General features: G+C 70.7%; 23 protein-coding genes. 17 read left to right on the top strand and 6 right to left on the bottom strand.

Features of this window, described 5'->3' with window-relative positions:
• The first annotated feature begins 91 nt into the window (after positions 1-91).
• A complete protein-coding gene (locus tag OG587_RS39850; protein WP_329084016.1) occupies positions 92-1,411 on the top strand; it encodes a lytic transglycosylase domain-containing protein in 1,320 nt (439 codons plus the stop codon).
• Between the two features lie 73 nt (positions 1,412-1,484).
• Here the strand turns inward: OG587_RS39850 and OG587_RS39845 are convergent, their stop codons facing one another.
• Positions 1,485-2,453, bottom strand: coding sequence for a ferrochelatase (locus tag OG587_RS39845; protein ID WP_329084015.1), 969 nt, complete (start codon positions 2,451-2,453; stop codon positions 1,485-1,487).
• Positions 2,454-2,546: 93 nt separating this feature from the next.
• Between OG587_RS39845 and OG587_RS39840 the strand changes: the two genes are divergently transcribed.
• Both OG587_RS39840 and OG587_RS39835 read left to right on the top strand, forming a co-directional pair.
• The gene (locus tag OG587_RS39840) at positions 2,547-4,568 is read left to right on the top strand and encodes a S9 family peptidase (protein WP_443075331.1); all 2,022 of its coding nucleotides are present in this window, start codon (positions 2,547-2,549) and stop codon (positions 4,566-4,568) included.
• Positions 4,569-4,728: 160 nt separating this feature from the next.
• Entirely contained in the window at positions 4,729-5,523 is a 795-nt protein-coding gene (locus OG587_RS39835; protein ID WP_329084013.1) for an inositol monophosphatase family protein, read from the top strand.
• A 156-nt stretch (positions 5,524-5,679) separates the two neighbouring features.
• Here OG587_RS39835 and OG587_RS39830 read toward each other — a convergent pair whose 3' ends face one another.
• Positions 5,680-5,862 carry a hypothetical protein gene (locus tag OG587_RS39830; RefSeq protein WP_329094242.1) on the bottom strand — a complete coding sequence of 61 codons (183 nt, stop codon included), beginning with the start codon at positions 5,860-5,862 and terminating at the stop codon, positions 5,680-5,682.
• 205 nt (positions 5,863-6,067) lie between these two features.
• Between OG587_RS39830 and OG587_RS39825 the strand changes: the two genes are divergently transcribed.
• The 5 genes from OG587_RS39825 to OG587_RS39805 all read left to right on the top strand — a co-directional run bounded on the left by OG587_RS39825 (position 6,068) and on the right by OG587_RS39805 (position 11,274).
• On the top strand, positions 6,068-6,721 hold the full coding sequence (locus OG587_RS39825) for a response regulator transcription factor (RefSeq protein WP_329084012.1): 654 nt from the start codon (positions 6,068-6,070) through the stop codon (positions 6,719-6,721).
• 80 nt (positions 6,722-6,801) lie between these two features.
• Entirely contained in the window at positions 6,802-8,124 is a 1,323-nt protein-coding gene (locus OG587_RS39820) for a sensor histidine kinase (protein ID WP_443075647.1), read from the top strand.
• Between the two features lie 272 nt (positions 8,125-8,396).
• Positions 8,397-8,696, top strand: coding sequence for a DUF4193 domain-containing protein (locus OG587_RS39815; protein WP_030914836.1), 300 nt, complete (start codon positions 8,397-8,399; stop codon positions 8,694-8,696).
• Positions 8,697-8,777: 81 nt separating this feature from the next.
• Positions 8,778-9,761: a hypothetical protein gene (locus OG587_RS39810; RefSeq protein ID WP_329084009.1), complete on the top strand. Its 984-nt coding sequence runs from the start codon at positions 8,778-8,780 to the stop codon at positions 9,759-9,761.
• A 55-nt stretch (positions 9,762-9,816) separates the two neighbouring features.
• Complete coding sequence (locus tag OG587_RS39805; protein ID WP_329084008.1) at positions 9,817-11,274, top strand: alpha,alpha-trehalose-phosphate synthase (UDP-forming); 1,458 nt, start codon at positions 9,817-9,819, stop codon at positions 11,272-11,274.
• A gap of 140 nt (positions 11,275-11,414) precedes the next feature.
• On the opposite strand, the gene OG587_RS39800 is transcribed toward OG587_RS39805, so the two are convergent.
• The gene (locus tag OG587_RS39800) at positions 11,415-11,711 is read right to left on the bottom strand and encodes a DUF4235 domain-containing protein (protein ID WP_329084007.1); all 297 of its coding nucleotides are present in this window, start codon (positions 11,709-11,711) and stop codon (positions 11,415-11,417) included.
• 112 nt (positions 11,712-11,823) lie between these two features.
• Here OG587_RS39800 and valS point away from each other — a divergent pair, with 112 nt between their 5' ends.
• The 7 genes from valS to OG587_RS39765 all read left to right on the top strand — a co-directional run bounded on the left by valS (position 11,824) and on the right by OG587_RS39765 (position 18,932).
• Entirely contained in the window at positions 11,824-14,370 is a 2,547-nt protein-coding gene (gene valS, locus OG587_RS39795; protein WP_329084006.1) for a valine--tRNA ligase, read from the top strand.
• A 371-nt stretch (positions 14,371-14,741) separates the two neighbouring features.
• Complete coding sequence (locus tag OG587_RS39790; protein WP_329084005.1) at positions 14,742-15,977, top strand: AI-2E family transporter; 1,236 nt, start codon at positions 14,742-14,744, stop codon at positions 15,975-15,977.
• 11 nt (positions 15,978-15,988) lie between these two features.
• Positions 15,989-16,543 carry a PaaI family thioesterase gene (locus OG587_RS39785; RefSeq protein ID WP_329084004.1) on the top strand — a complete coding sequence of 185 codons (555 nt, stop codon included), beginning with the start codon at positions 15,989-15,991 and terminating at the stop codon, positions 16,541-16,543.
• A complete protein-coding gene (gene dut, locus OG587_RS39780; protein ID WP_329084003.1) occupies positions 16,540-16,983 on the top strand; it encodes a dUTP diphosphatase in 444 nt (147 codons plus the stop codon). The genes OG587_RS39785 and dut overlap by 4 nt, the downstream gene beginning before the upstream one ends.
• Positions 16,984-17,119: 136 nt before the next feature.
• A complete protein-coding gene (locus tag OG587_RS39775) occupies positions 17,120-17,794 on the top strand; it encodes a DUF3710 domain-containing protein (RefSeq protein WP_329084002.1) in 675 nt (224 codons plus the stop codon).
• 49 nt (positions 17,795-17,843) lie between these two features.
• Positions 17,844-18,236, top strand: a complete 393-nt coding sequence (locus OG587_RS39770) for an OB-fold nucleic acid binding domain-containing protein (protein ID WP_329084001.1) — start codon at positions 17,844-17,846, stop codon at positions 18,234-18,236.
• Positions 18,237-18,269: 33 nt separating this feature from the next.
• Positions 18,270-18,932: a DUF3159 domain-containing protein gene (locus OG587_RS39765; protein ID WP_329094140.1), complete on the top strand. Its 663-nt coding sequence runs from the start codon at positions 18,270-18,272 to the stop codon at positions 18,930-18,932.
• A gap of 131 nt (positions 18,933-19,063) precedes the next feature.
• On the opposite strand, the gene OG587_RS39760 is transcribed toward OG587_RS39765, so the two are convergent.
• Positions 19,064-19,735, bottom strand: a complete 672-nt coding sequence (locus OG587_RS39760) for a potassium channel family protein (protein ID WP_329084000.1) — start codon at positions 19,733-19,735, stop codon at positions 19,064-19,066.
• A complete protein-coding gene (locus OG587_RS39755) occupies positions 19,735-20,400 on the bottom strand; it encodes a potassium channel family protein (RefSeq protein ID WP_329083999.1) in 666 nt (221 codons plus the stop codon). The genes OG587_RS39760 and OG587_RS39755 overlap by 1 nt, the downstream gene beginning before the upstream one ends.
• Positions 20,401-20,516: 116 nt before the next feature.
• On the opposite strand from OG587_RS39755, the gene OG587_RS39750 reads away from it, so the two are divergent.
• Complete coding sequence (locus OG587_RS39750; protein WP_329083998.1) at positions 20,517-22,559, top strand: APC family permease; 2,043 nt, start codon at positions 20,517-20,519, stop codon at positions 22,557-22,559.
• Positions 22,560-22,627: 68 nt separating this feature from the next.
• Entirely contained in the window at positions 22,628-23,875 is a 1,248-nt protein-coding gene (locus OG587_RS39745) for a class I SAM-dependent RNA methyltransferase (protein WP_329083997.1), read from the top strand.
• A gap of 138 nt (positions 23,876-24,013) precedes the next feature.
• Here OG587_RS39745 and OG587_RS39740 read toward each other — a convergent pair whose 3' ends face one another.
• The gene (locus tag OG587_RS39740) at positions 24,014-24,307 is read right to left on the bottom strand and encodes a hypothetical protein (protein WP_329083996.1); all 294 of its coding nucleotides are present in this window, start codon (positions 24,305-24,307) and stop codon (positions 24,014-24,016) included.
• Between the last annotated feature and the right edge of the window lie 76 nt (positions 24,308-24,383).

The raw sequence follows: 24,383 nt of genomic DNA, 5'->3' as shown, positions 1-24,383 counted from the left end.
GCGCCGGCGATTTCGCACAGAACCGCCGATCGGCAAGTGATTTTCCAGCCAACGGCTCACGGCGCGGTCCGTTGGAGCTAACGTGAGCGCGGTGTCACGTCTTCCCGGGTTGCGGTTGTTCGTCCCAGTGATGGTTGCCCTGACCGCTCTCCTCGCCCTCGGCGGCGTCGCCCTCGCGATGATCAACGCCGGCCGCCCCGCCGCTCCCGCGGCCCCCGGCGGGAGCGCCGTCGTGGAGTCCCGGATCCGGGACCTGTCGGCGATCGCGCCGGTGGCCAGCCCTCCCGCGGTCCCGGTGGGCTCGGCGAACCCCGACCCGAACCCGGACGCCCCGGCCGGAGACGCCCAGGTCCCGCGGGATTCGGGTTCGCACGACCCCGCCTCCCAGGGGCCGACCCCCGGGCCGGGGGCGACGGGCACTCCCGGGCTCACCTCCACCCCGCCCCGGCTGCTGGTCATCTCCCCCTCGACGCTGACCGAGCAGACCAAGGAGGACATCTCCCGGCTCAAGTACGTCCAGAAGATCGACTCCTTCGACGGCGGGGCGGTCAAGGTGTCCGGGGTCGGGCTCAACCTCATCGCGGTCGACCCGGATCGCTTCCGCGCGTGGGCCCCCAGGGCCGTCGCCGACCAGCAGAGAATCTGGGACGCCCTCGACAGGGGGGAGTTCGTCGCCGACAACTCGGCGGCACGCCGCCTCGGGCTGGTTCTCGGCTCGGAGTACCAGGTGGACGGCGGCCCCCGGCTGCGGGCCGCGGCCTCCGCCGCGTTCGGCCTGCCCGGCGTGGACGGCGTCGTGGGGGAGGAGACCGGCCGCAGGCTGGGCCTGCTGCCGGGGGTGGCGCTGCTCGTGCACAGCCCGGAGAAGGCCGCCACGGTCCTCAGGACACGGGTGGGCAGGCTGCTGAGCCCGGGTTCCCAGGTGGTCGCCGTCGGTGCCCGTACGGCGAAGCCCACCCTGAAGCCCACGGTGAAGGCCACCACCGGCGGGACGACGGGGACCGGCCGGGTGCGGCGGGTCACGGTCGGCAGGCCCGGCAGCTATCTGGAGCTCTACCGAAAGGCGGCCGAGGTCTGCCCGGGGCTCTCCTGGACGGTCCTGGCCGCGATCGGCCAGGTGGAGAGCTCGCACGGGCGCAACAACGGCCCGTCCTCCGCGGGAGCGCTGGGACCGATGCAGTTCATGCCCGCCACCTGGAAGGCCTACGGCGTGGACGGCGACGGCGACGGCGTCGCCGACATCTGGAACCCGTACGACGCGGTCCCCGGCGCGGCCAACTACCTGTGCGCCAACGGGGCGGGCCGGGGCGGCAAGAAGCTGGAGAAGGCCATCTGGTTCTACAACCACTCCTGGTCGTACGTCGCCAAGGTCATGGGCATCTCCCGCGGCTACGCCGCCACCTACCCCTGAGGCACCCGTGATCCCCCGAGGCCGCCCGCACCTGTGATCACCCGTGACCTCGAGGCCGGTCGCGGACCCGTGATCACCCGCGACGGCGCGGCGGTGCCGGGCAGCAGGTGGCCGCACACGCGACGGGCTCCGGCTCGGCGAGCAGCTCCCCGACCATCGAGACGAACCGCGGGTGGGTCCCGGCCGTGGCGGCCCTGACCAGCGGCAGGCCGATCTTCTTAGCCGTCTCCGCGGCCTCCACGTCGAGGTCGTAGACGACCTCCATGTGGTCGGAGACGAAGCCGATCGGCACCAGGACCACCGCCGGGGCGTCGACCTCGAGCAGGTGGTCGCAGACGTCGGGCTCCAGCCAAGGGATGTGCGGGGCGCCGCTCCGGCTCTGCCAGACCAGGTCCCACGCCCTGTCGCCGTCGCCACCCACCTCGGCGGTGACCAGCGCCGCCGCCCGGCGCAGCTGCGCCTCGTACGCGCCGCCGCCGGGGCCGGCCGTCGCGGCCATCGAGGTCGGGATGCTGTGAGCGGTGAAGACCAGCCGCGCGGAGTCTCCGAGCCCGGCGGGCAGCCGGCCCAGGGCCTCGCGGGTGTGGTCGGCCATCGCCGCGACGAACCCGGGGTGGTCGAAGTAGTGCCGGAGCTTGACGACCTCCGGGGCACCCTCGACCGCGGCCCTGGCGAACGCGATGTCGTCGATGTACTGGCGGCAGGCCGAGTACGAGCTGTAGGCGGAGGTGACGAAGGCGGCGGCCCTGCGCACGCCGTCCGACGCCATCCGGTGGAGCGTGTCCTCCAGGTAGGGGTGCCAGTTGCGGTTGCCCCAGTAGACCGGGAGGTCGATGGTCGGCTCCACGGCCGCGATCAGGTCGCGGCACTGCCGGTTGATCGGGCTGGCCCCGCCGAAGCGCTGGTAGTGCGCCTCGACCTCCAGCAGCCGCTCGCGCGGGATCCCCCTGCCCCGGACCACGTTCTCCAGGAACGGCATCACGTCGTCTGGTTTCTCCGGTCCCCCGAACGAGACGACGAGAAGTGCGTCGTAATTCCCCATGACATTTATCAAACCGCATGCCCGGGTGTCCTCTCGCACGGCCACCTTGAGTAGTTCGTTATCAACAAGGTTTGTGGATGCATGTTCGGATGCATGTTCGGAGACGATCGCCGGGGTAAGTTCGAAACCGTGACCCCATTTAACGACATCCGCGATTATGTCGGCGTGCCGCGGGTGGCATCCCTGCGGCTATCCCCCGATGGAGCGCGCCTGGTCAGCGTGGTGCAGGCGCTTAATCCCGACGGAAGATCCTACGGGACCTCCCTGTGGGAGATCCCTCTCGACGGCCGCCGGCCGTACCGGCTGACCAGATCCGTCAAGGGCGAGGCCGGGGCCGAGTTCACGCAAGACGGCGACCTGCTCTTCGGCTCGCGCCGCCCCGACCCGACCGTCAAGGAGGCGGACGAGGAGGTTCCCGCGCTCTGGCTGCTGCCCGCGACGGGAGGCGAGGCCCGGCAGATCGCCTCCAGACCGGGGGGCATCGCCGGATTCGTGACCGGCGGCAGGACCGTGGTCTTCTGCTCCGACGTGCTCCCCGGCGACGAGGCGGGCGAGGCCGAGCGGCGCAGGACGCGCAAGGACGCGGGGATCAGCGCGATCCTGCACGAGAGTTACCCGGTGCGCTACTGGGATCACGACCTCGGTCCCGGAGAGCCCCGGCTGTTCGCGGGCACCCTGGGCGACGGCGAGCGGCTGACCGAGGTCAGGGATCTCACCCCGCAGCCGGGCAAGGCGCTGTCGAGCCACAGCGCGTGCGACGTGACGCCGGACGGCTCCACGGTCGTGACCACCTGGGGTGTGTCGATGCCGCAGGGCGAGCTCCGCTTCGAGCTGGTCGCCATCGACACGGCCGACGGCGGCGCCCGGCGCGTCCTGGCCGCCGCCGACGACCACGACTTCGACGGACCGGTCAGGATCTCCCCCGACGGGCGCCTGGTCGCGTGCGTCAGGAACAACCACGCCGACATCGACCTGATCCCCGAGAGCACCCTGTGGATCGTCGACCTGGACACCGGAGCGGGCCACCCGGCGGGCGGCGGGCTCTGGCCGTCCGACATCGTCTGGGCGCCCGACTCCCGCTCGCTGTTCGTGGTCGCCGACGACCACGGCCGCCGCCCGATCTTCCGGGTCCCGGCCGACGGGTCCGCGCCGGAGCGGCTCACCCCCGACGACGCCGCGTACGGCTCGCTCAACGTCGCGCCCGACGGCGCCGTCTACGCGCTGCGCAGCGCCGTGGACGCGCCCGCGGCCCCGGTCAGGGTGGCACCGGACGGTACGGTGGAGAAGCTGATCTCTCCCGTCCCCGACCTGGAACTGCCAGGCACGCTCACCGAGGTCACCGTGACCGCCGACGACGGCGCGGAGATCAGGGCCTGGCTGGCGCTGCCGGAGGGGGCCTCCGCGGCGAACCCCGCCCCGCTCCTGCTGTGGATCCACGGCGGCCCGCTGTCCAGCTGGAACGACTGGTCCTGGCGCTGGAACCCGTGGATCATGGCCCAGCACGGTTACGCCGTGCTGCTGCCGGATCCGTGCATGTCCACCGGTTACGGGCCGGACATGATCCGGCGCGGCTGGGCCGACTGGGGCCCGCGTACCCACGCCGACCTGATGGCGATCACCGACGCCGCCCTGGAGCTACCCGAGGTCGACCCCGCCAGGACCGCCGCCATGGGCGGCTCGTTCGGCGGCTACATGGCCAACTGGGTCGCCGGGCACACCGGCAGGTTCAGTGCGATCGTCACCCACGCCTCGCTCTGGAACCTCGACCAGTTCGCCGGGACCACCGACGCGTCCATGTACTGGCAGCGCGAGTTCGGCTCCCCGGGCACCGTCCTGTACTCGAAGCTCTCCCCGCACCTGTCGCTGGAGAACATCTCCACCCCGATGCTGGTCGTCCACGGCGACAAGGACTACCGGGTCCCCATCGGGGAGGCGCTGCGCCTGTGGTGGGACCTGCAGCGCTCGGAGGTGGAGTCGAAGTTCCTGTACTTCCCCGACGAGAACCACTGGGTGCTCAAGCCGGGCAACGCGGTCGTCTGGTACGAGACCGTTCTGGCCTTCCTCGACCAGCATGTCCTCGGGCGCGAGTGGAAGCGTCCGGAGTCGCTGTCGTGAGCCCGGCGCGGCGAGCGGGAATCGCCGTGGGCCGGGAGCGGAGAGGAAGGACCCGAGGGCCGGTGGGACGGGCGGGGACCGCCGTACGTCCGGCCGGGCATGGGGGAGGGCGGGCGCCGTCGTGGGCCCGCCGGAACGAGCGAGGAGTGGTGAGGGGATCGTGGACAGCGCCGTGACCTTCGGGCGGCTGGCGGAGGAGATCGCCAGGGAGGCCGGTGAGATGCTGCTGGCCAAGCGGCCGGCCCGGCCCGAGGTGCTGGTCACCAAGTCCAGCCCCACCGACGTGGTGACCGCCCTCGACCGGGCCTCGGAGGAGCTCATCCGCGACAGGATCAAGGCGGTCAGGCCCGACGACGCGATCCTCGGCGAGGAGGGCGGCTCCACCGGCGAGGGCAGGGTCCGCTGGATCGTCGACCCGATCGACGGGACGGTCAACTTCCTGTACGGGGTGCCCGAGTGGGCGGTCAGCATCGCGGTCGAGGTGGACGGCGAGGTGATCGCGGGAGTGGTCAACGTCGTGCCTCGCGGCGAGGTGTTCACCGCGGTCAGGGGCGGGGGAGCGTGGCTGGCCGGGGAACGGCTGAGCTGCAACACCGGCGTACCGCTGGAGCGGGCACTGATCGCCACCGGGTTCGGCTACGAGAGCGGGCGGCGCGCGGTACAGGCGGAGGTGCTCCGCCATGTGCTGCCGCGCGTACGCGACATCCGCAGGGGCGGCTCGGCGGCCTCCGACCTGTGCGCGGTGGCGGCGGGGCGGGTGGACGGCTACTACGAGCGCGGTCCCCAGTACTGGGACTACGGGGCCGGTGGCCTCGTCGCCGCGGAGGCCGGGGCCAGGGTCGGCGGGCTGGAGGGCAGGCCGGCCAATCCGGGCCTCGTCCTGTGCGCGGCCCCCGGCCTGTTCGAGGAGCTGCACGACCTGCTGCTCCCGCTCGACCCGGAACGCGACGCCTGACCTTCGCGGAGCCCGTCCCCCCGCGCCCCCGTCCCCCTCGCACGAGGGGGACGGGGGCGCGGGCACGAAGGAGCCGGGGGCCGCGCCACGCGTTCGGCCGTGCGTGGCCCCGGCACGAAGGAGCCCCCCGGCGGTCGGCCGGGGGGCTCCTTCCCATCAGCGCTGAATGGGAACGCCGTTGTCTGTGGCTAGACGGTGGAGATCCTCGATCTCGGCGGTGAAGGTGTCGGCGAGGTAGTCGTCGCCGGAGGACCTGGCCTCCTGCAAGTTCCGGTATGCCTGGTCGAGGCGGTGTTCGATTGTGGCGGTGAACTCGCCCATCATCACCTTCTTTCTCACGGGCTCGTGGGGACGGAAGATACCGCGATAGAGACTGGAACCGGCTGTACCCAGGGTGAACCAGGAGCTAAACCTGTGTGTTTCCGACATCACACGGAGTGCCCGCTCTCGTGAGGGCCTTACCGTGTGCTTACAGGTGGTGAGGGGAGAATGGGGAGCCGTCCAAGCGGCTGCTCAGAGAATGTGACGGGAGGTGCCATAGGCCGTGCGAGTGCTTGTGGTTGAGGATGAGCGGGTGCTCGCCGACGCGATCGCGACCGGGCTCCGGCGCGAGGCGATGGCCGTGGACGTGGCCTACGACGGCGCGGGGGCGCTGGAGCGGACGGGTTACATCGACTACGACGTGATCGTTCTGGACCGGGACCTGCCCAAGGTCCACGGCGACGAGGTCTGCCGCCGCCTGGTGGCCTCCCGCACCGCGTCCAGGATCCTCATGCTGACCGCGTCCGGCGACGTCGACGACAAGGTGGAGGGGCTCGGGCTGGGCGCCGACGACTACCTGGCCAAACCCTTCGTGTTCATCGAGCTGGTGGCGCGGGTCCGGGCGCTCGGCCGCCGGTCCGCCCCGGCGCTGCCGCCGGTGCTGGAGCGCTCTGGGGTCCGTCTCGATCCGGGCAAGCGGCTGGTGACCAGGGACGGCGGGGAGATCGCGCTCACCAAGAAGGAGTTCGCGGTCCTGGAGGAGCTGATGCGCGCCGAGGGCGCGGTCGTCAGCCAGGAGGACCTGCTGGACAAGGCGTGGGACGAGAACATCGACCCGTTCACCAACGTGGTGCGCGTCACCATGATGACGCTGAGGAAGAAACTGGGCGAGCCTCAGGTGATCGAGACGGTGCCAGGGGTCGGGTACAAGTTGTGAGCAGTCCGGCAGGCGGGGGGGAGGAACGCCCGACGTTCGTCCCGGTGGGGGAGAACCGCGAGTCCGTGCCGACCCACCCGATGATCAGCCCCCACTCCGAGCGGGGCGCCTGGAAGAGCGAGCGGCTGGAGTCCGGGCCCGCCGATGAGGGGAAACCGGGCGAGCGGCCCCCGCCGCCGACCGGCCCGCCCGCGTGGGACGGCCCGCCTCCGGTGGGCGCCGCCCCGGTCCCGCGGACCCCGCTGGACCGGCTGCGGGCGATCATGGACCGGCTCAGCATCCGGTGGCGGCTGACCATCACCTACGCCGTGCTGTTCTTCATGGCCGGTGCCCTGCTGATGGCCGTGATCTACCTGATGGTGGGCTGGGCGCTCTACGCGGCGTGGCCGCCTTTCCCGTACGACGAGCTGAGGGAGCTCGTGGGGCCCGAGGCGGCGGCCATCTTCAAGCAGCAGTGGTACTGGCAGCAGCACACCGCGATCTCCGGTGCGCAGCGGGAACTGCTGGCCCGCGCCCTGCTGGCCCTGCTGGGGGTCGGCATCCTGGCCGTCATCATCGGCTACATCGTCGCCGACCGGGCGCTCAAGCCGATCCAGCAGATGACCGCCACGGCCCGCAAGCTGTCGGGCACCACGCTCGCCCACGAGCGGATCGACCTCAAGGGGCCCGACGACGAGCTGAAGGAGCTGGCCGACACCTTCGACGCGATGCTCACCAGGCTCAATGTGGCCTTCGACACACAACGAAGATTCGTGGCCAACGCCTCGCACGAGCTCCGCACCCCCCTGACGATCAACCGGACGGTCCTGGAGATCGCCCTGGGCGATCCGGAGGCGTCGGGTGACCTGAAGGCGCTGGGCCGCACGCTCCTGGAGGTCAACGCCCGCAACGAGCGTCTGATCGAGGGCCTGCTGCTGCTGGCCCGCAGCGAGCGCGAGCTGAGCGTGCGCAAGCCGGTGGACATGAAGGACGTGGCCGAGACCGTCGTCGACCAGCTCGCCGCACGGGCCGAGGAGGCCGGGGTCACCGTGATTCCCGAGCTCCGCGGTGCCGAGACCGTCGGCGATCCGGTGCTGCTCGAGCGGTGCGTGGCCAACCTGGTGGAGAACGCTATAAAACACAATCTCTCCGATTCCGGACGTCTATGGGTCAGGACGGGAATGGTGGAGGGTGCGTTGGTTGTTCAGGTGGCCAACACGGGGCCGCATGTGCCCGCGTACGAGGTGAACAGTCTTTTCGAGCCGTTCCGGCGGCTCAACGCCGACCGGGTCGACTCCGACAAGGGGGCGGGGCTCGGCCTGTCCATCGTCCGCGCGGTCGTGCGTGCCCACGGGGGCAACGTGACCGCCATACCCAGGGACGGAGGAGGTCTGGTGGTCACCGTGCGACTTCAGTCACGCTGATCCGGCGGGGGGCGTCTCGTTCACGCCGTACATGTGGTTGGATGTGCCGTCGAACACGGTGGTGCATGCCGCCGATGCTGTGGTTTACGCCATATTTGGCTAACCGTGGCCATTGGCAGTACGTCCCTCACGTGTAGGGAGGTTCAGTGACCATTCCGGCGGGGTACCGAAGCAGGAATCTCTCTGGCGGATCGGGCACAAGTCGTGCCTCTCGAACGTTACACACGCGCAAGTTAGCGCAGACAGATAGATGAGGGGGATGGAGCAGACCGATGGCTACCGATTACGACAGCCCACGCAAGACCGACGACGACCTCAGCGAGGACAGTCTTCAGGAACTGCAGGCCCGCCGTACCGACAAGTCCTCGGGCAGCATCGACATCGACGAGACGGATCTCGCCGAGTCGCTCGAACTGCCGGGCGCGGACCTGTCAAATGAGGAGCTCTCGCTCCGGGTGATTCCTCGTCAGGCCGACGAGTTCACCTGTGCGCGCTGCTTCCTGGTGCACCACCGCAGTCAACTCGCCGTTGAGAAGAACGGCCAGCAGATCTGCCGGGAATGCGCGGCTTGAGATGATTCCGATGGCCTGTCCGAGGTGTGCTCTTCCAGGTATGGGTAGGGCCTCAGGACAGCCTTGAGGAGGTTCCGAGACATGACGTCAGAGAACAGGCGGACCGGTGCCGCGCCGGACGACTCCACGGCCGAGGAGTCGGACGGCGCGCCTGATCACAAGGTGGCCGCCGACGGCGGGTCCGGCCGGGAGACGGCCGCGGGCGGCGGCTCCGATCGCGTGGTGGCCCCGGACGGTGGTCTTGATCACAAGGTGGCCCCGGGGGGTGGCTCCGATCACGGAGCGGCCGTGGACGGCGGCTCCGGCCGGGAGGTGGCCGCGAGCGGGTCCGATCGGGAAGTGGCCGAGATCGTCGGCAGGCTCGCCGAGCCGGGCGACATGGACGGGGCCGAGCGGCGACGGCTGCTCGGCCGTCTCACGCGGTCACTGGCGCGAGGGGCGAAGAGGGCCAGGGCGTCGGGAGAGAACCGGGGCCGCTGGCTGACCGACGTGTTCATGGCCGTGGCGCCCCGCATCCCCATCCGCGACCTGCGGACCCTTTCCGAGCATCACCACGGCCTCACCTCCGAGGCGCTCGCCGACGATCTGGTGCGCACCGCGACCAAGGCGACCATGGCGGTCGGGGCCATCGGCGGGGCCGTCGCCGCCGCCGAGTTCGCCGCTCCCCCTCTCCTGCTCTCCGCCCCCGCCCAGCTCGTGGCCGAGACCCTCGTCGTGGCCGCGATCGAGGTCAAGCTCATCGCCGAGCTCCACGAGGTGTACGGGATCCAGGTGCCGGGCACCGGCTCCCAGCGGGCCATGGCCTTCGCGATGGCCTGGTCCAAGCAGCGCGGTGTCGACCCCATGGCCCCCGGGACGATGACCGTCGCCCTGGGCACCGCGGCCAAGACCGCCCTGCGCAACAGGCTGATGCGCACCCTCGGGCGCCACCTCACCACCTTCGGCCCGTTCCTCACGGGCGCCGTGGCCGGAGGGTTCCTCAACCGGGTCGCCACGAAGAAGCTCGGCGAGGTCGTACGGGCCGATCTGAGGGTCCACCGTGCCCTCCCGCCTGGTAAGTCATAGAAACCTCTCAAACGGGTAGTTAATTCAGTAAGCCCCCGACTACCTGGAGGAATCTGTGCTGGGCCGCAGCGCATTTGTGATCGTCGCCAACCGTCTCCCCGTCGACCGAGTCGGGGAGGACATGTGGCGGCGTAGCCCCGGCGGCCTCGTCACCGCGATCGCCCCCGTCCTGCAGCGCAGGGAGGGAGCCTGGATCGGCTGGCACGGCGCCCCCGGCGAGAGCCTCGAACCCTTCGAACACGACGGGATGCAGCTCGTCCCCGTCCCGCTGTCCGAATCCGAGGTCGAGCTCTACTACGAGGGCTTCTCCAACGCCACCCTCTGGCCTCTTTACCATGACGTGGTCGCCGCTCCCGCCTACTCCCGCGTCACCTGGGAGGCCTACCGCACCGTCAACGAGCGCTTCGCCGAGGCCGCCGCGGAGGAGGCCGCGGAGAACGCCGTCGTGTGGATCCAGGACTACCAGCTCCAGCTGGTCCCGGCCATGCTGCGCAAGCTCCGCCCCGACCTGCGCATCGGCTTCTTCCTGCACATCCCCTTCCCGCCGGTCGAGCTGTTCTCCCAGTTGCCGTGGCGGCGCGAGATCGTCGAGGGCCTGCTCGGCGCGGACATGGTGGGGTTCCAGCGCCCCGGTGGCGCGTCCAACTTCATCCGGCTCTGCCGCCGCCTGCTCGGCCTCCAGCACCACAAGCACGAGATCCACGTGGGGGACCGGGTGGTGCGCGCCGGGGCGTTCCCCATCTCCGTCGACTTCGGTGAGCTCGACTCCCTGGTCAGGGAGCCGCACATCATCTCCAGGGCCAGGGAGATCCGCGCGGAGCTGGGTGACCCGGAGTGCCTGCTGCTCGGCGTCGACAGGCTCGACTACACCAAGGGCATCGGCCAGCGCCTGAAGGCGTTCGGCGAGCTGCTCTCCGAGGGGGCGATCAAGCCGGGCGAGGCGGCGTTCGTACAGATCGCCACGCCGAGCAGGGAACGCGTCGAGGAGTACATGCGGCTGCGCGACTCGATCGAGCTCCAGGTCGGCCGGATCAACGGCGAGCAGGGGGAACTCGGCCAGCAGCCCGTGCAGTACATGCACCAGTCGTACGGCAGGGACGAGCTCGCCGCGCTCTATCTCGCGGCGGACGTGATGGTGGTGACGCCGCTGCGCGACGGGATGAACCTGGTCGCCAAGGAGTACATCGCCTGCCGTAACGACCTGCGCGGCGCGCTGGTGCTCAGCGAGTTCGCCGGGGCGGCCGACGAGCTGCGCCAGGCGTTCATGGTCAACCCCTACGACGTCGACGGCCTCAAACGGGCGATGCTCACCGCGATGCGGGCCACCCCGCACGACCTGTCGCGCCGGATGCGGTCGCTGCGCCGCAGGGTGTCCACCTACGACGTGGACCGCTGGGCCAAGGAGTTCCTCACCTCGCTGGAGTCCTCGGGGTCCCAAATGTCCCAGGTGTCCCAGAGTTCCCAGGAATCTCAGGAATCCCTGGAGGCTCCCGGTTCCTCAGGGTCCTCCTGACACCGGCATCCCCGGTGCCGCCCGTCAGGGGCGGTCCCGGGGGAGCCCCGCCGGACATCGTCTTCCGCGCCACCCGTGCGACCGGGACCACCGTGCGGACGTGACGCGGGGGTTCCGGCGGCGGGGCGCGACCCTCGCCGTCAGGTGGTGGCGTCCCTGGCCGCGTCCTTCACGGCCTTCCACGCGTTGTAGCGCTTCTTGGCGGTGCGGGCGACCACGATCTGCGTCACCTGCATGCCGACCCCCATCACCACGGCGTAGCCGATCGCCTCGCCGAGGCTGATCTCCAGGGACTCGTTGTCGACGGGCGGCTTCCTGCCGGTGGTCTTCTCCCAGGCGAACCCGATGGCCTTCTTCGCCCCCCACGCGGTGACGAGGCCCAGGAGGCCGCCGATGGCCCTCCACGCCATGTCCTGCTTCTCGGTCTTGTCGGCCATGTGGTCCTCCCGTTTGCGGTTCGCCCCAAGAACACTAGTCTCCCCGAGCGTCGCATCGCGTGAAGCCATACCATAGGGAGGCATGACACAACAGCGACCGCGCCCTGCGCCCATGCCCGAGAAACCGACTCTCGATGGCCTGGAAGCCGTATGGTCGGGCCGCTGGGAGACCGAGGGGACCTACCGTTTCGACAGGTCGCGCACGCGCGAGGAGATCTACTCGATCGACACCCCGCCGCCGACCGTCTCCGGTTCCCTCCACGTCGGCCACGTCTTCTCCTATACCCACACCGACACCGTCGCCCGCTTCCAGCGCATGCGCGGGCGCGAGGTCTTCTACCCCATGGGCTGGGACGACAACGGCCTGCCCACCGAGCGCCGGGTGCAGAACCACTTCGGCGTGCGCTGCGACCCCTCCATCGCCTACGACCCCTCGTTCGAGCCCCCGGCCAGGCCCGACCCCAAGCGGCAGATCCCGATCTCGCGCGCAAACTTCATCGAGCTGTGCGAGCGGCTCACCGTCGAGGACGAGAAGGTGTTCGAGGAGCTCTGGCGCCGCCTGGGCCTGTCGGTCGACTGGTCGCTGACGTACGCCACCATCGGCGACGCCGCGCGGGCCGCCTCCCAGCGCGCCTTCCTGCGCAACCTGGCCAGGGGGGAGGCGTACGTGGCACAGGCGCCCACGCTGTGGGACGTCACCTTCCGCACCGCCGTCGCCCAGGCCGAGCTGGAGGACCGCGAGTGGCCCGGCGCCTTCCACCGGCTGGGCTTCGGCCTGTCGGAGGAGCAGCGGGCCAGGGGGTTCGGCGACCGGGTCTGGATCGAGACGACCCGCCCCGAGCTGCTGCCCGCCTGCGTCGCGCTCGTCGCCCACCCCGACGACGAGCGTTACCGGCCACTGTTCGGCACCACGGTCAGGACGCCGCTGTTCGGCGTCGAGGTGCCGGTGCTGGCCCACCACCTGGCCGAGCCCGACAAGGGCTCGGGCATCGCGATGATCTGCACCTTCGGCGACGTCACCGACGTCGTCTGGTGGCGCGAGCTCGACCTGCCCACCCGCGCCGTCATCGGCTGGGACGGCAGGCTGCTGCCGGACGCCCCCGAGGGCGTGCCGTGGGAGCCGTACGCGGAGCTGGCGGGCAGGACCGTGCACGGCGCCCGCGAGCGGATCGTGGAGCTGCTGCGTGCGTCGGGGGGCATGGAGGGCGAGCCGCGGGCGGTGAGGCGCGCGGTGAAGTTCTACGAGAAGGGCGACCGGCCCCTGGAGATCGTCACCACCCGCCAGTGGTACATCCGCAACGGCGGGCGCGACCTCGCCCTGCGCGACGCGCTCCTGACGCGCGGCGCGGAGCTGTCCTGGCACCCGCCGCACATGCGGGTCCGCTACGACAGCTGGGTGCAGGGCCTGGCGGGCGACTGGCTGATCTCCCGGCAGAGGTTCTTCGGCGTGCCCATCCCGGTGTGGTACCCGCTGGACGACGAGGGCGAGCCCGACCGCTCCGCGCCGATCGCGCCGCCGGAGTCCGCGCTGCCGATCGACCCGTCCGCCGACGTCCCGCCCGGCTACACCGAGGACCAGCGCGGCAAGCCTGGCGGTTTCATCGGAGACCAGGACGTCATGGACACCTGGGCGACCTCCTCGCTGACGCCGCAGATCGCCGGGGGCTGGGAGCGCGACCGGGACCTGTTCGAGCGGGTCTTCCCGATGAACCTGCGCCCGCAGGCCCACGAGATCATCCGGACCTGGCTGTTCTCCACCGTGGTCCGCGCCCACCTGGAGGGGGGCACCCTGCCCTGGAGCGACGTCGCGATCTCCGGGTGGATCCTCGACCCCGACCGCAAGAAGATGTCCAAGTCCCAGGGCAACGTGGTCACTCCGCTCGGCCTGCTGGAGCAGTACGGCTCCGACGCGGTCCGCTACTGGGCGGCCAACGGCCGTCCCGGCACCGACACGGCGTTCGACACCGGCCAGATCAAGGTCGGCCGCCGGCTGGCCATCAAGATCCTGAACGCCTCCAGGTTCGTCCTGGGCCTGGGCGAGGGCGGCGGGGAGGTCACCGAGCCGATCGACCTGTCGATGCTGGCCCGGCTGTCGGAAGTGGTCCACGAGGCCACCGAGGCGTTCGAGGGCTACGACTACACCCGCGCGCTGGAGCGGACCGAGCGGTTCTTCTGGGAGTTCTGCGACGACTACCTGGAGCTGGTCAAGGCCAGGGCCTACGACGACGCGAACGCCGCGAACGGAGGCGGCGGGAACGACGAGAGCACGGCGGCGGCGCGTTCGGCGCACGCGGCGCTGCGCGAGGCGCTCGACGTCATGCTCCGGCTGTTCGCCCCCTTCCTGCCCTTCGTCACCGAGGAGGTCTGGTCCTGGTGGCGTGAGGGTTCGGTGCACCGGGCCGCCTGGCCCCAGGCGCGCGAGCGCGGCGGCGATCCCGAGCTGCTGCCCGTGGTGGCCGCCGTCCTCGGCCGGGTCCGCAAGGCCAAGTCCGACGCCCGCCTCTCCATGCGCGCGGAGGTCGCCCGGCTCACCGTCACCGGGGCTCGGGCCGCCCTCGTGCGCCGGGCGCAGGACGACCTGTGCGGCGCGGGCGTCATCGACGAGTTCGTGCTCCACGAGGGCGAGGGAGACCTGCTCGTGGAGGTCGCCCTCATCTGACTCCGGGCGCGCACGCGAATCTGTCCTTCCCGTCGGGGGATCCTGCCGTACGGTCGAGGCAGTACAGGTGAGAGGAGGACAGGCATGCCGCCAGGATGTGGCAACTGCAGCTGCTACCTCGAAGACAGGGTGATCTCCCGCCCGCCGGACGAGCGCTGACCTCGGCCGGGTGAGAGCCGGCCCGTGACCGGGCGGGCGCCGATTCCCGGCGGGGCGAACGCTCGTACCGGTGGGTGGGCGACCGCCTCCAAGTAGTGGGCGCCGGCCCTCGAGGCACGCCGGGTGGCCCGGCCGTACGACCGGGCCACCGCTTTCCGTGTCCCGTCGACAACCCCCGCGCATTTCCTTTCCCGGCGTGACAGTCTGAATATGTGATCTCCGACCGGGAACGCCTGACCAGCCTGGTGCCTCGCACGTTGCTGCGCATCGCGATGTGGAGCCTCTGCCTGATCATCATCGGCTGGGCGGTCTTCTACTTCGCCCAGTTCATCGCGACGTTGCGCATCGTGGTGCTGCCGGTGGCCATCGCGCTCCTGCTGACCGCGCTGCTGTTCCCGCTCACCCGGCGGTTCGGCAAGATGGGTATGCGGCCCATCTACGCGACCTGGCTCACGATGATCATCGCGCTCGCCGTGCTCGGCGGCACCGGCTGGATCATCGGGGTGCGTGCCAACGACGAGTTCCCCGGTCTCGTCGACCAGGTGCGCGCGACGGCCAAGACCGTCGAGAACTGGCTCTACACCGGGCCCCTGCACCTGAAGCCGACCCAGATCACCAGCTGGGTCGACGAGATCGGCCGGCAGATCACCACCCAGCGCAACCAGATCACCCAGACGGTCCTCACCGGCGCCACGGTGGCGCTGGAGGTGCTGGCCTCCATCGTGTTGCTGCTGTTCGTGACGTTCTTCCTGCTCAAGGACGGCGACCGGATCTGGTCGTGGTTCCTGAAGGGCTTCGGCGGGGTCGCGCCCCGCGTCGACAGGGCCGGCCGGGCCGCCTGGGTGACGCTCTCGCACTACGTGCAGGGCACGGTCGCGGTGGCCGCCGTGCACGGCGTGATCATGGGCATCGTGCTCGCGGGGATGGGCGTGCCGCTCTGGGCGCCGCTCGCGGTGCTGATCTTCCTGGCCAGCTTCATCCCCATCGTCGGCATCTTCTTCGCCGGTGCGGTGGCCATCCTGGTCACCCTCGGCGCCAAGGGCCCGATCTACGCGCTGATCTTCCTCGGCATCCTGCTGGTGGAGCAGCAGCTGGAGAACCACGTGCTCCAGCCGCTGATCGTCGGCAGGGTGCTGCACTTCCACCCGCTGGCGATCATCCTGGTGCTGGCGGTGGGCGGCATCCTGGCGGGCATCGCCGGGGCCGCCGTGGCGGTGCCGGTGGCCGCGGTGATCTACCGTGCGCTGCCGGAGCTCAGGGGTGACGTCCATCCGGCCCTGCCACCGGCTCCACCGCACCCCGGCCCAGGTGGTCCCGATCCCGGTGAGCCTCCCGACCCCGGCGGGCCTCCCGGTCCCGGCGGTCCGGGCGCCGGTCCCGGCGGGCCGGAGCCGGCCGGTGCGGCGGGAAAGCCGGTGAATGAGGAATCACCGCAGCCCAGGGGGTAACGTTCTGCCCCGTGACCCGTTCCGCCCTGACCACCCCCCCGCCGGACGCGACCCGCCCGGGACCGCTTCCCGGCGCGCCCGCGCCCGGCACCCCGCTCGGCCCCCACTACAGCCGCTGCTTCGGCTGCGGTGACGAACACCCGACCGGCCTGCGCCTGACCGCCCTCACCCCCGACGGGATCACGGTGGTCGCCGAGTTCACCGTGGAGGAGACCCACCAGGGAGCGCCGGGCCTGGCGCACGGTGGCGTGCTCGCCGCGGCGATGGACGAGGTCATCGGCATGTCCGTGTGGCTCTTCCAGCGCCCCTACGTCACCGGCCGGCTGGAGACCGACTATCTCGCGCCGGTTCCGGTCGGCACCGTCCTGCACCTGCGCGCCTGGTGCAACGGCATGTCCGGCAGGAAGGCGTACCTTGAGGCTGAGGGCCGGATCGGTTCCCCGGACGGCCCGGTCGCCGTGCGGGCCGCAGCGCTCTTCGTCGAGGTGGGCATGGAGCATTTCGCCAGGCACGGCGACATCCAGAAGATCGCCGACGAGCACCACGAGTACGAGGTGAACCCGTGACCCACACCGTCGAGGTGTTGATCCACCGGCTCGACGCCGACCTGCCGCCGCCTTCGTACGCCCACCCGGGCGACGCGGGCGCGGATCTCCACGCCGCCGAGGACGTCGAGCTCCTCCCCGGAGAGCGGGCCGTGGTCGGCACCGGGCTGGCGATCGCCCTGCCCGACGGGTACGCCGCGTTCGTCCACCCGCGCTCGGGCCTGGCCGTCAGGCACGGCGTGACGCTCGTCAACGCGCCCGGCACCGTCGACGCGGGATACCGGGGCGAGATCAAGGTGACGCTGATCAACACCGACACCAAGAGCGCCGTACGGTTGCGCAGGGGAGACCGCATCGCGCAGCTGGTGATCCAGAAGGTGGAGAAGGCGGCGTTCCACGAGGTGGACCGGTTGCCGGGTTCGGCGCGGGGCGCCGGCGGGTTCGGGTCCACCGGCCGCTGACAGGGAGTGACCCCGGCGAGGTGGACGGGGTGGCCGGCGGTGACCCGGGACCGGAGCGCGCCTCCGGCCCCACGGCCCGCCCGCCCCGCCCGGTGGGGAACGAGTGACCAGTGAATCTTCAAGGAGCGTGAGGAAAGTGTTCGGACGTAGCCGTCGTGAGAAGTCCCCGGCCGCCAAGGCCGTGGTGGAAGAGGTCGAGCGGGTCCCGTCCCGGGAGTCGGGCCCGTGGGACGCGGACGAGCCCCACCCCGAGCGGGAGCGGGTCGACCTCGGAGGCATGCGCCTGCCGGTCGACGCCGGTTTCGAGGTGCAGCTCAACCTGGCCGGCGACCAGATCGTCGGCGCCGTGATCCTGTTGGACGGGAGCGCCCTGCAGATGCACGCCTTCGCGGCGCCCAAGCGGAGCGGGATCTGGGACGAGGTCAGGGCCGAGCTGGCCGAGGGGGTCAAGAGCGCCGGGGGCACCGCCGAGGAGCGGGAGGGGACGTTCGGCGTCGAGCTGGCCGCCAGGATCCCGGCCGAGGGCGGCGAGCAGCCGGTCCGCTACATCGGGGTGGACGGGCCGCGCTGGTTCCTGCGCGCGGTGATCAGCGGCAAGGCCGCGGAGGACGCCGAGGTCGCCGCGACGCTGGAGGGTGTCGTCCGGGACATAGTCGTGGTACGCGGCGACGAGCCGATGGCCCCCAAGGAGGCGATCGAACTCCGGCTGCCGCCCGAGGCCAAGCAGGCCGCGGAGCAGCAGGCCGCCGGGGGCGAGGTGCCCGATCTCAACCCGTTCGACCGGGGTCCGGAGATCGCCGAGATTCGCTGACGGACCGGATCGCGTACGCTGGTTCGACTCGGGTGTGAAGGAGAGGTCCGTGGGTTCTCAGGAGCCGCATAAACAAGGCGGTTTGCGGGGATTCTTCCGCCGGCTGACCGCCGGTCAGGCCGAGCTGGAGGCCGACGAGCTCCAACAGGATCTCGATCGTCACGGCGCCACGCCCATCGTCTCGTGTGGCGCGCGTCGTCGCTTCTGCGTGACCGGCACCCTGCGGACGGTGACGCTGCGTCCTCGCGGGGGCGCTCCGGCGCTGGAGGCGGAGCTTTACGATGGTTCCGATGTGATCGACCTGATATGGCTGGGCCGCAGGAAGATCGCGGGTATCGAGCCGGGGCGCCTGGTGCTGGCGGAAGGGCTCGTCAGCGTGCAGGATGGCCGCAAAGTCATGTTCAATCCGCGCTACGAACTGCGCCCAGCGGGCGGTGCGTGAGTGATTGACGATCCCGAGACGGTGAGCGAGAAGATGACCACCACCGGCGAGACCGCCGCGCACGACACGGTCGAGGCCGCGATCCGCAGCCAGCTTGCCAAGGCCTTCGGCGGAGTGCGGGGCGTCATTGAGGCCGCCGTGCCCACCATCGCCTTCACCGGCATGTGGATCACCACCTCGGACCTGAAGCAGTCCCTGATCGTCAGCATCTCGGCCGCGGTGCTGCTGCTCGTCGTGCGGCTGCTGCAGCGCTCGACGCCACAGTTCGTGATCAACAGCCTGATCGGCATCGGCATCGGCGCGTTCTTCGCCTCCCGTACCGGCCAGGCGGAGGACGTCTTCCTGCCGGGCATCCTCTACAACGCCGGCTACTCCGTGGTGATGCTGCTGTCGATCGTCACCCGATGGCCGGTGGTGGGCTTCCTCATCGGATCCGTCACCGGCGACCCGACCGCGTGGCGCGCGGATCCGGCCGTGGTGAGGCTGTGCACCAGGCTCACCTGGCTGCTGATGATCCCGTGCGTGGTCCGGGTGGTGGTGCAGCTCCCCGTCTACCTGATCGGCCGGGACGACGCGGTCGCCGAGCTGGGCATCCTCAAGATCGCGATGGGCTGGCCGCTCCAGGTCGCGGCACTCGCCGCCATGGTGTGGCTCCTGGCCCGCGGTAGAACCCCGGTGCGGCCCGCGGTCTCCTGACCGGCGGGCCCGGCCCCGGGTCCCCGCCCATCCCCGCAGCCCTCCGCGCCTTCGCGGAGGGCTTTCCGTTCACCCGGAGGCCGGTCCGTCCGGAAGCCGGCCCACCGGGCGCGCGGTGCGGGAGAACCGGCTCAGCGGGGCGTGCGGTGCGGGGACAGGAGCTCGGCCAGCTCCTCCTCGACCTCCTGGCTGGCCACGAACATCAGCTCGTCACCGGCCTCCAGCGGGTCGTCGGCGGTGGGCACCAGCACCCGGCCCTCGCGCAGGATCGCGACCAGGGCGGTGTCGTTGGGCCACGGCACCGAGCCGGCGCGCTGGCCGACGACCGGCGCGTCCTCGGGCAGGGTGAGCTCGACCAGGTTGGCCTGGCCCTGACGGAAGGTCATCAGCCGCACCAGGTCGCCGACGCTGACCGCCTCCTCGACCAGCGCGCTCAGCAGGCGCGGGGTCGAGACGGCCACGTCGACGCCCCACGACTCGTTGAACAGCCACTCGTTCTTGGGGTGGTTGATCCTGGCGACCACGCGCGGCACGCCGTACTCCGTCTTGGCGAGCAGCGACACCACGAGGTTGACCTTGTCGTCGCCGCTGGCGGCGACGACCACGTGGCACTCGGCCAGGCCGGCCTCGTCCAGCGAGGAGATCTCGCAGGCGTCGGCGAGCAGCCACTCCGCCCGCGGCACGGTATCGATCTTGATGGCCTTGGGGTCGATGTCGACGAGCAGGACCTCGTGGCCGTTCTCCAGGAGCTCGGCGGCGATCGACCGGCCGACCGCTCCCGCGCCCGCGATGGTGACGCGCATCAGTGCTCCTCCCTCGGCGCCCCGGACAGCACCTTGTTGATGCGGTCCATGTCGGCCTCGACCGCCATGACGTGCAGCACGTCGCCCTCCTGCACCACCGAGTCGTTCCTGGGCAGCAGGGTGTCGCCGATACGGTTGATGAACGCCAGGCGGGTGCCCGCCGCGGCCTCCAGGTCCCTCGTCGGGGTGCCGACCCAGCCGGGGTGGTAGGCCACCTCGGCCAGCACCACGCACCCGCTGGGGTCGCGCCAGAGCGGCTCGGCGCCCTCGGGCAGGACGCGGCGCAGGATCTGGTCGGCGGTCCAGCGGACCGTGGCCACGGTGGGGATGCCCAGCCGCTGGTAGACCTCGGCACGCCGGGAGTCGTAGATCCTGGCCACGACGTTGTCCACGCCGAATGTCTCGCGGGCGACCCTGGCGGAGATGATGTTCGAGTTGTCGCCGCTGCTCACCGCCACGTAGGCGCCCGCGGCCTCGATGCCGGCCTCCTCCAGGACATCCCGGTCGAAGCCGATCCCGGTCACCCTGCGACCCCTGAAACCCGCCCGCAGACGGCGGAACGCCTGCGGGTCACGGTCGATGATCGCGACCGAGTGGCCGCTGTCCTCAAGGATGTGCGCCAGGGTCGAACCGACCCGGCCACACCCCATGATCACGATATGCATGCTCCCCCGCCGGTCGCTGTGAGGCGGATCTTGTTCCCGATGTATTCAGCCAGTATGGACCGCCCCAGGAGTGCCGCGTGAGTGGGGCCGAGTAATAACGACTAGCATCTGCAGACGTGTCGAAGGTGACGGACCTTGTCAAACGCCTGTTCATCGGGCGGGCGCTGCGCAGCACGCAGCTGCACGAGCAGCTGCTCCCCAAGCGCATCGCGCTGCCCGTTTTCGCGAGTGACGCCCTCTCCTCCGTGGCCTACGCCCCGCAGGAGATCCTGGTCATCCTCTCGCTCGCGGGAGTCTCCTTCTACCACTTCAGCCCCTGGGTCGCCCTCGCCGTCGTCGTGGTGATGCTCACCGTCGTGGCGTCGTACCGGCAGAACGTGCACGCCTACCCCAGCGGGGGCGGCGACTACGAGGTCGCCACCGTCAACCTCGGCCCGAACGCCGGTCTGACCGTCGCCAGCGCCCTGATGGTCGACTACGTGCTGACCGTCGCGGTGTCGGTCGCCAACGGCGTCGACTACGTGGGTGCCACCATCCCGTACGTCGCCGAGCACAAGCCGCTGGTCGCGATCGTCATCGTCGTGCTGCTCACCCTGGTGAACCTGCGCGGCATCCGCGAGTCGGGCGCGGCCTTCGCGATCCCCACCTACGCCTTCATGTTCGCCGTCCTCGGCCTGGTCGCGTGGGGCGGCTTCCGCGTCCTCGTCCTCGGCGACGAGCTGCACGCCCCCACCTCCGGATACCAGATCGTCGCCGAGCAGTCCAACCTGACCTCCTTCGCGGCGGCCTTCCTGATCCTGCGCGCCTTCTCCTCCGGCTGCGCCGCGCTCACCGGCGTCGAGGCGATCAGCAACGGCGTGCCCGCCTTCCGCAAGCCCAAGAGCAAGAACGCCGCGAACACCCTGCTGATGATGGGCCTGGTCTCGGTGACCATGTTCGTCGGCATCATCACCCTCGGCCTGGCCTCGGGCGTCAAGGTCGCCGACCCCGCCGTCGCCCACCGCGACGTCCTCATCAACGGCAGTCCGGCGGGCCCCGGCTACTACCAGCAGCCGATCATCGCCCAGGTGGCCGACGCGGTCTTCGGGAACAACTCGCTCCCCTTCTTCTTCATCGCCGCCGTCACCGCGCTGATCCTGTTCCTGGCCGCCAACACCGCCTTCAACGGCTTTCCGGTGCTCGGCTCGATCCTGGCCCAGGACCGCTACCTGCCCCGCCAGCTGCACACCCGGGGCGACCGGCTCGCCTTCTCCAACGGCATCGTGATCCTCGCCGCCGCGGCCTGCCTGCTGCTGTGGGGCTTCGACGCCGACGTCAGCCGCCTGCTCAACCTTTACATCGTGGGCGTCTTCGTGTCGTTCACGCTGAGCCAGATCGGCATGGTCCGGCACTGGACCCGGCACCTGAGAACCGAGAGCGACCCGAAGGTCCGGCACCAGATGTACCGCTCGCGGACCATCAACTTCTTCGGCGGCGTCATGACAGGCGTGGTGCTGGTGGTGGTGCTGCTCACCAAGTTCACCCACGGGGCGTGGATCGTCTGCGTGGCCATGCCGGTGCTGTTCCTGATGATGAAGGGCATCCACCGCCACTACGAGAACGTGGCGGCCGAGCTCGCCGTCGCCGAGGACTCCCAGGTGGACGAGTCGATGCTGCCCGCGCGCAACCACGCCATCGTCCTGGTCTCCAAGATCCACAAGCCGACCCTGCGCGCCCTCGCCTACGCCCGCGCCACCCGCCCCTCCACGCTGGAGGCGATCACTGTGGGGGTGGAGGGCCCGGAGGCCAGGGCGCTGCAGGAGGAGTGGGAGCGGCGCGGCATCCCGGTGCCGCTGAAGATGCTCGACTCGCCCTACCGCGAGATCACCCGGCCGATCCTGGAGTACGTCAAGTCGCTGCGCCGCCGTTCCCCCCGGGACGTGGTGAGCGTCTACATTCCCGAATATGTCGTCGGCCACTGGTGGGAGCACATCCTGCACAACCAGAGCGCGCTGCGCCTGAAGGGCCGCCTACTGTTCCAGCCAGGCGTGATGGTCATCAGCGTGCCCTGGCAGCTGCACTCCTCCGACCGGCTCAAGGGCCGCCCCGAGCCCTTCGCGCCGGGCGCCGTACGCCGTCCGCGCCAGGAGGCGGCACGGAACGAGGACGTCAAGGCATAACCTTTCGTATGCGCTCCTGACGCGAGGAGGCTCGACCGACGACGGAATTTCCCTTGGGGGCAACGACCATGGCCATCGAACTGACGGTAGGACCGGTTGCACACGGTGGCTGGTGCGTCGCCCGCCATGACGGCCGGGTCGTCTTCGTGCGGCACGCGCTGCCCGGCGAGCGCGTCGTCGCCGAGATCACCGAGGAGACCACCCGGTTCCTGCGGGCCGACGCGGTCGAGATCCTGGAGCCCTCCGCCGACCGGGTGACCCCGCCGTGCCCGTTCGCGGGCCCCGGCCGCTGCGGCGGCTGCGACTGGCAGCACGCCTCCCTCGACGCCCAGCGCCGCCTGAAGGCCGACGTGGTGGCCGAGCAGCTCAAGCGCCTGGCCTCGATCGACTGGAAGGGCACCGTCGAGGAGGTCCCCGGAGCCCCGGACGGGCTCGGCTGGCGCACCCGCGTCCAGTTCGCCGTCGACCGCGAGGGCGGCCTGGGCCTGCGCCGCCACCGCTCCCACGACGTCGAGCCGGTGGACGCCTGCCTGATCGCCCACCCCGAGGTGGAGAACGTCGGCGCCGAGGTCATGAACTGGCGCAACGCCTCCTCGGTGGAGGTCATCGCCTCCAGCACCGGTGACCAGGCGGTCGTGGTCGCTCCCAAGCCCCGGCGCACGGTGGCCGTACCCGACCTGGACGCGAGCGTGGCCGTCTTCGTCGACGAGGGCAAGGGCCGCAGCCGCGTCGTCCACGGCCGCAACCATCTCGTCGAGCGCGTCGCCGACCGTGACTTCCAGGTCACCGGAAGCGGCTTCTGGCAGGTGCACCCCGGCGCCGCCGCGACCCTGCTGGACGCCGTCCTGGAGTTCGCCGCCCCGCAGCCGGGCGAGTGGGCCCTCGACCTCTACTGCGGCGTCGGCCTGTTCGCCGCCGGGCTGGCCGAGGCGGTCGGTCCCGAGGGAGCCGTGTTCGGCGTCGAGTCCGAGTCCGTGGCGGTCAGGGACGCGGAGCGCAACCTCCGCGACCTGCCCCAGGCCCGTTTCGCCAGGGGGCGCGTGGAGAACGCCCTCGACCGCTTCGGCATCGAGCGCGCGGACCTGGTCGTCGTCGACCCGCCCAGGGCGGGCCTGGGCCGCGACGTCGTCGACAAGGTGGCCACTCTCCAGGCGACCCGGATCGTGTACGTCTCCTGCGACCCGGCGACCCTCGCCCGGGACCTGGCCTGGTTCGCCGAGCGGGGCTACCGCCTCGCCGACCTGCGCGCCTTCGACGCCTTCCCGATGACCCACCATGTGGAGTGCGTGGCTCACCTGGTCAGTGAGACGGTCTAGGCGTCTACCTGGGAAAACGCGGCAGGTGGTGTTTCGTCGAAACCCATGATCACCCCTGTTAAACCGAGATCATGACGCATGATCCCGGAAGCGTCCCGCGATCGATTCGGTCGCGGGACGTAGCCGTCCTGTTGAGGTTCAGGGGATGTACACCTCGTAGTAGAAGCCCGGCAGCCAAGGGCCACCCCCGCGGAACCAGTGACAGTAGACGAGCCCGGTGTAGTAACCGGTCTGCGCAGCGTCCTCGTAGGCGAGGTCGCAGGCGGCCAGGGTCTGGTAGGGGCCCTGCAGGTACCAGTCCTGTGCCGGCCACATCCCGGCGGCCACGGCCGCGCTGGTCTGGGTGGCGGCGAAGGCGGGTGCGGTACCGGCCAGGACACCGGCGCCCAGCGCCATGGCGAGTACAGCGGAATGTAATCGGCGGATCTTCATCGTGGGTGACTCCTCACATTCGGGAAGGAGAACACCTTCAGATGAGCATCGGCTACCGGGCTTGAGGAGATACCGG

The organism is Streptosporangium sp. NBC_01469, from assembly GCF_036227305.1.
GTDB lineage: Bacteria > Actinomycetota > Actinomycetes > Streptosporangiales > Streptosporangiaceae > Streptosporangium.
This window is presented reverse-complemented; position numbering and strand designations above follow the sequence as displayed.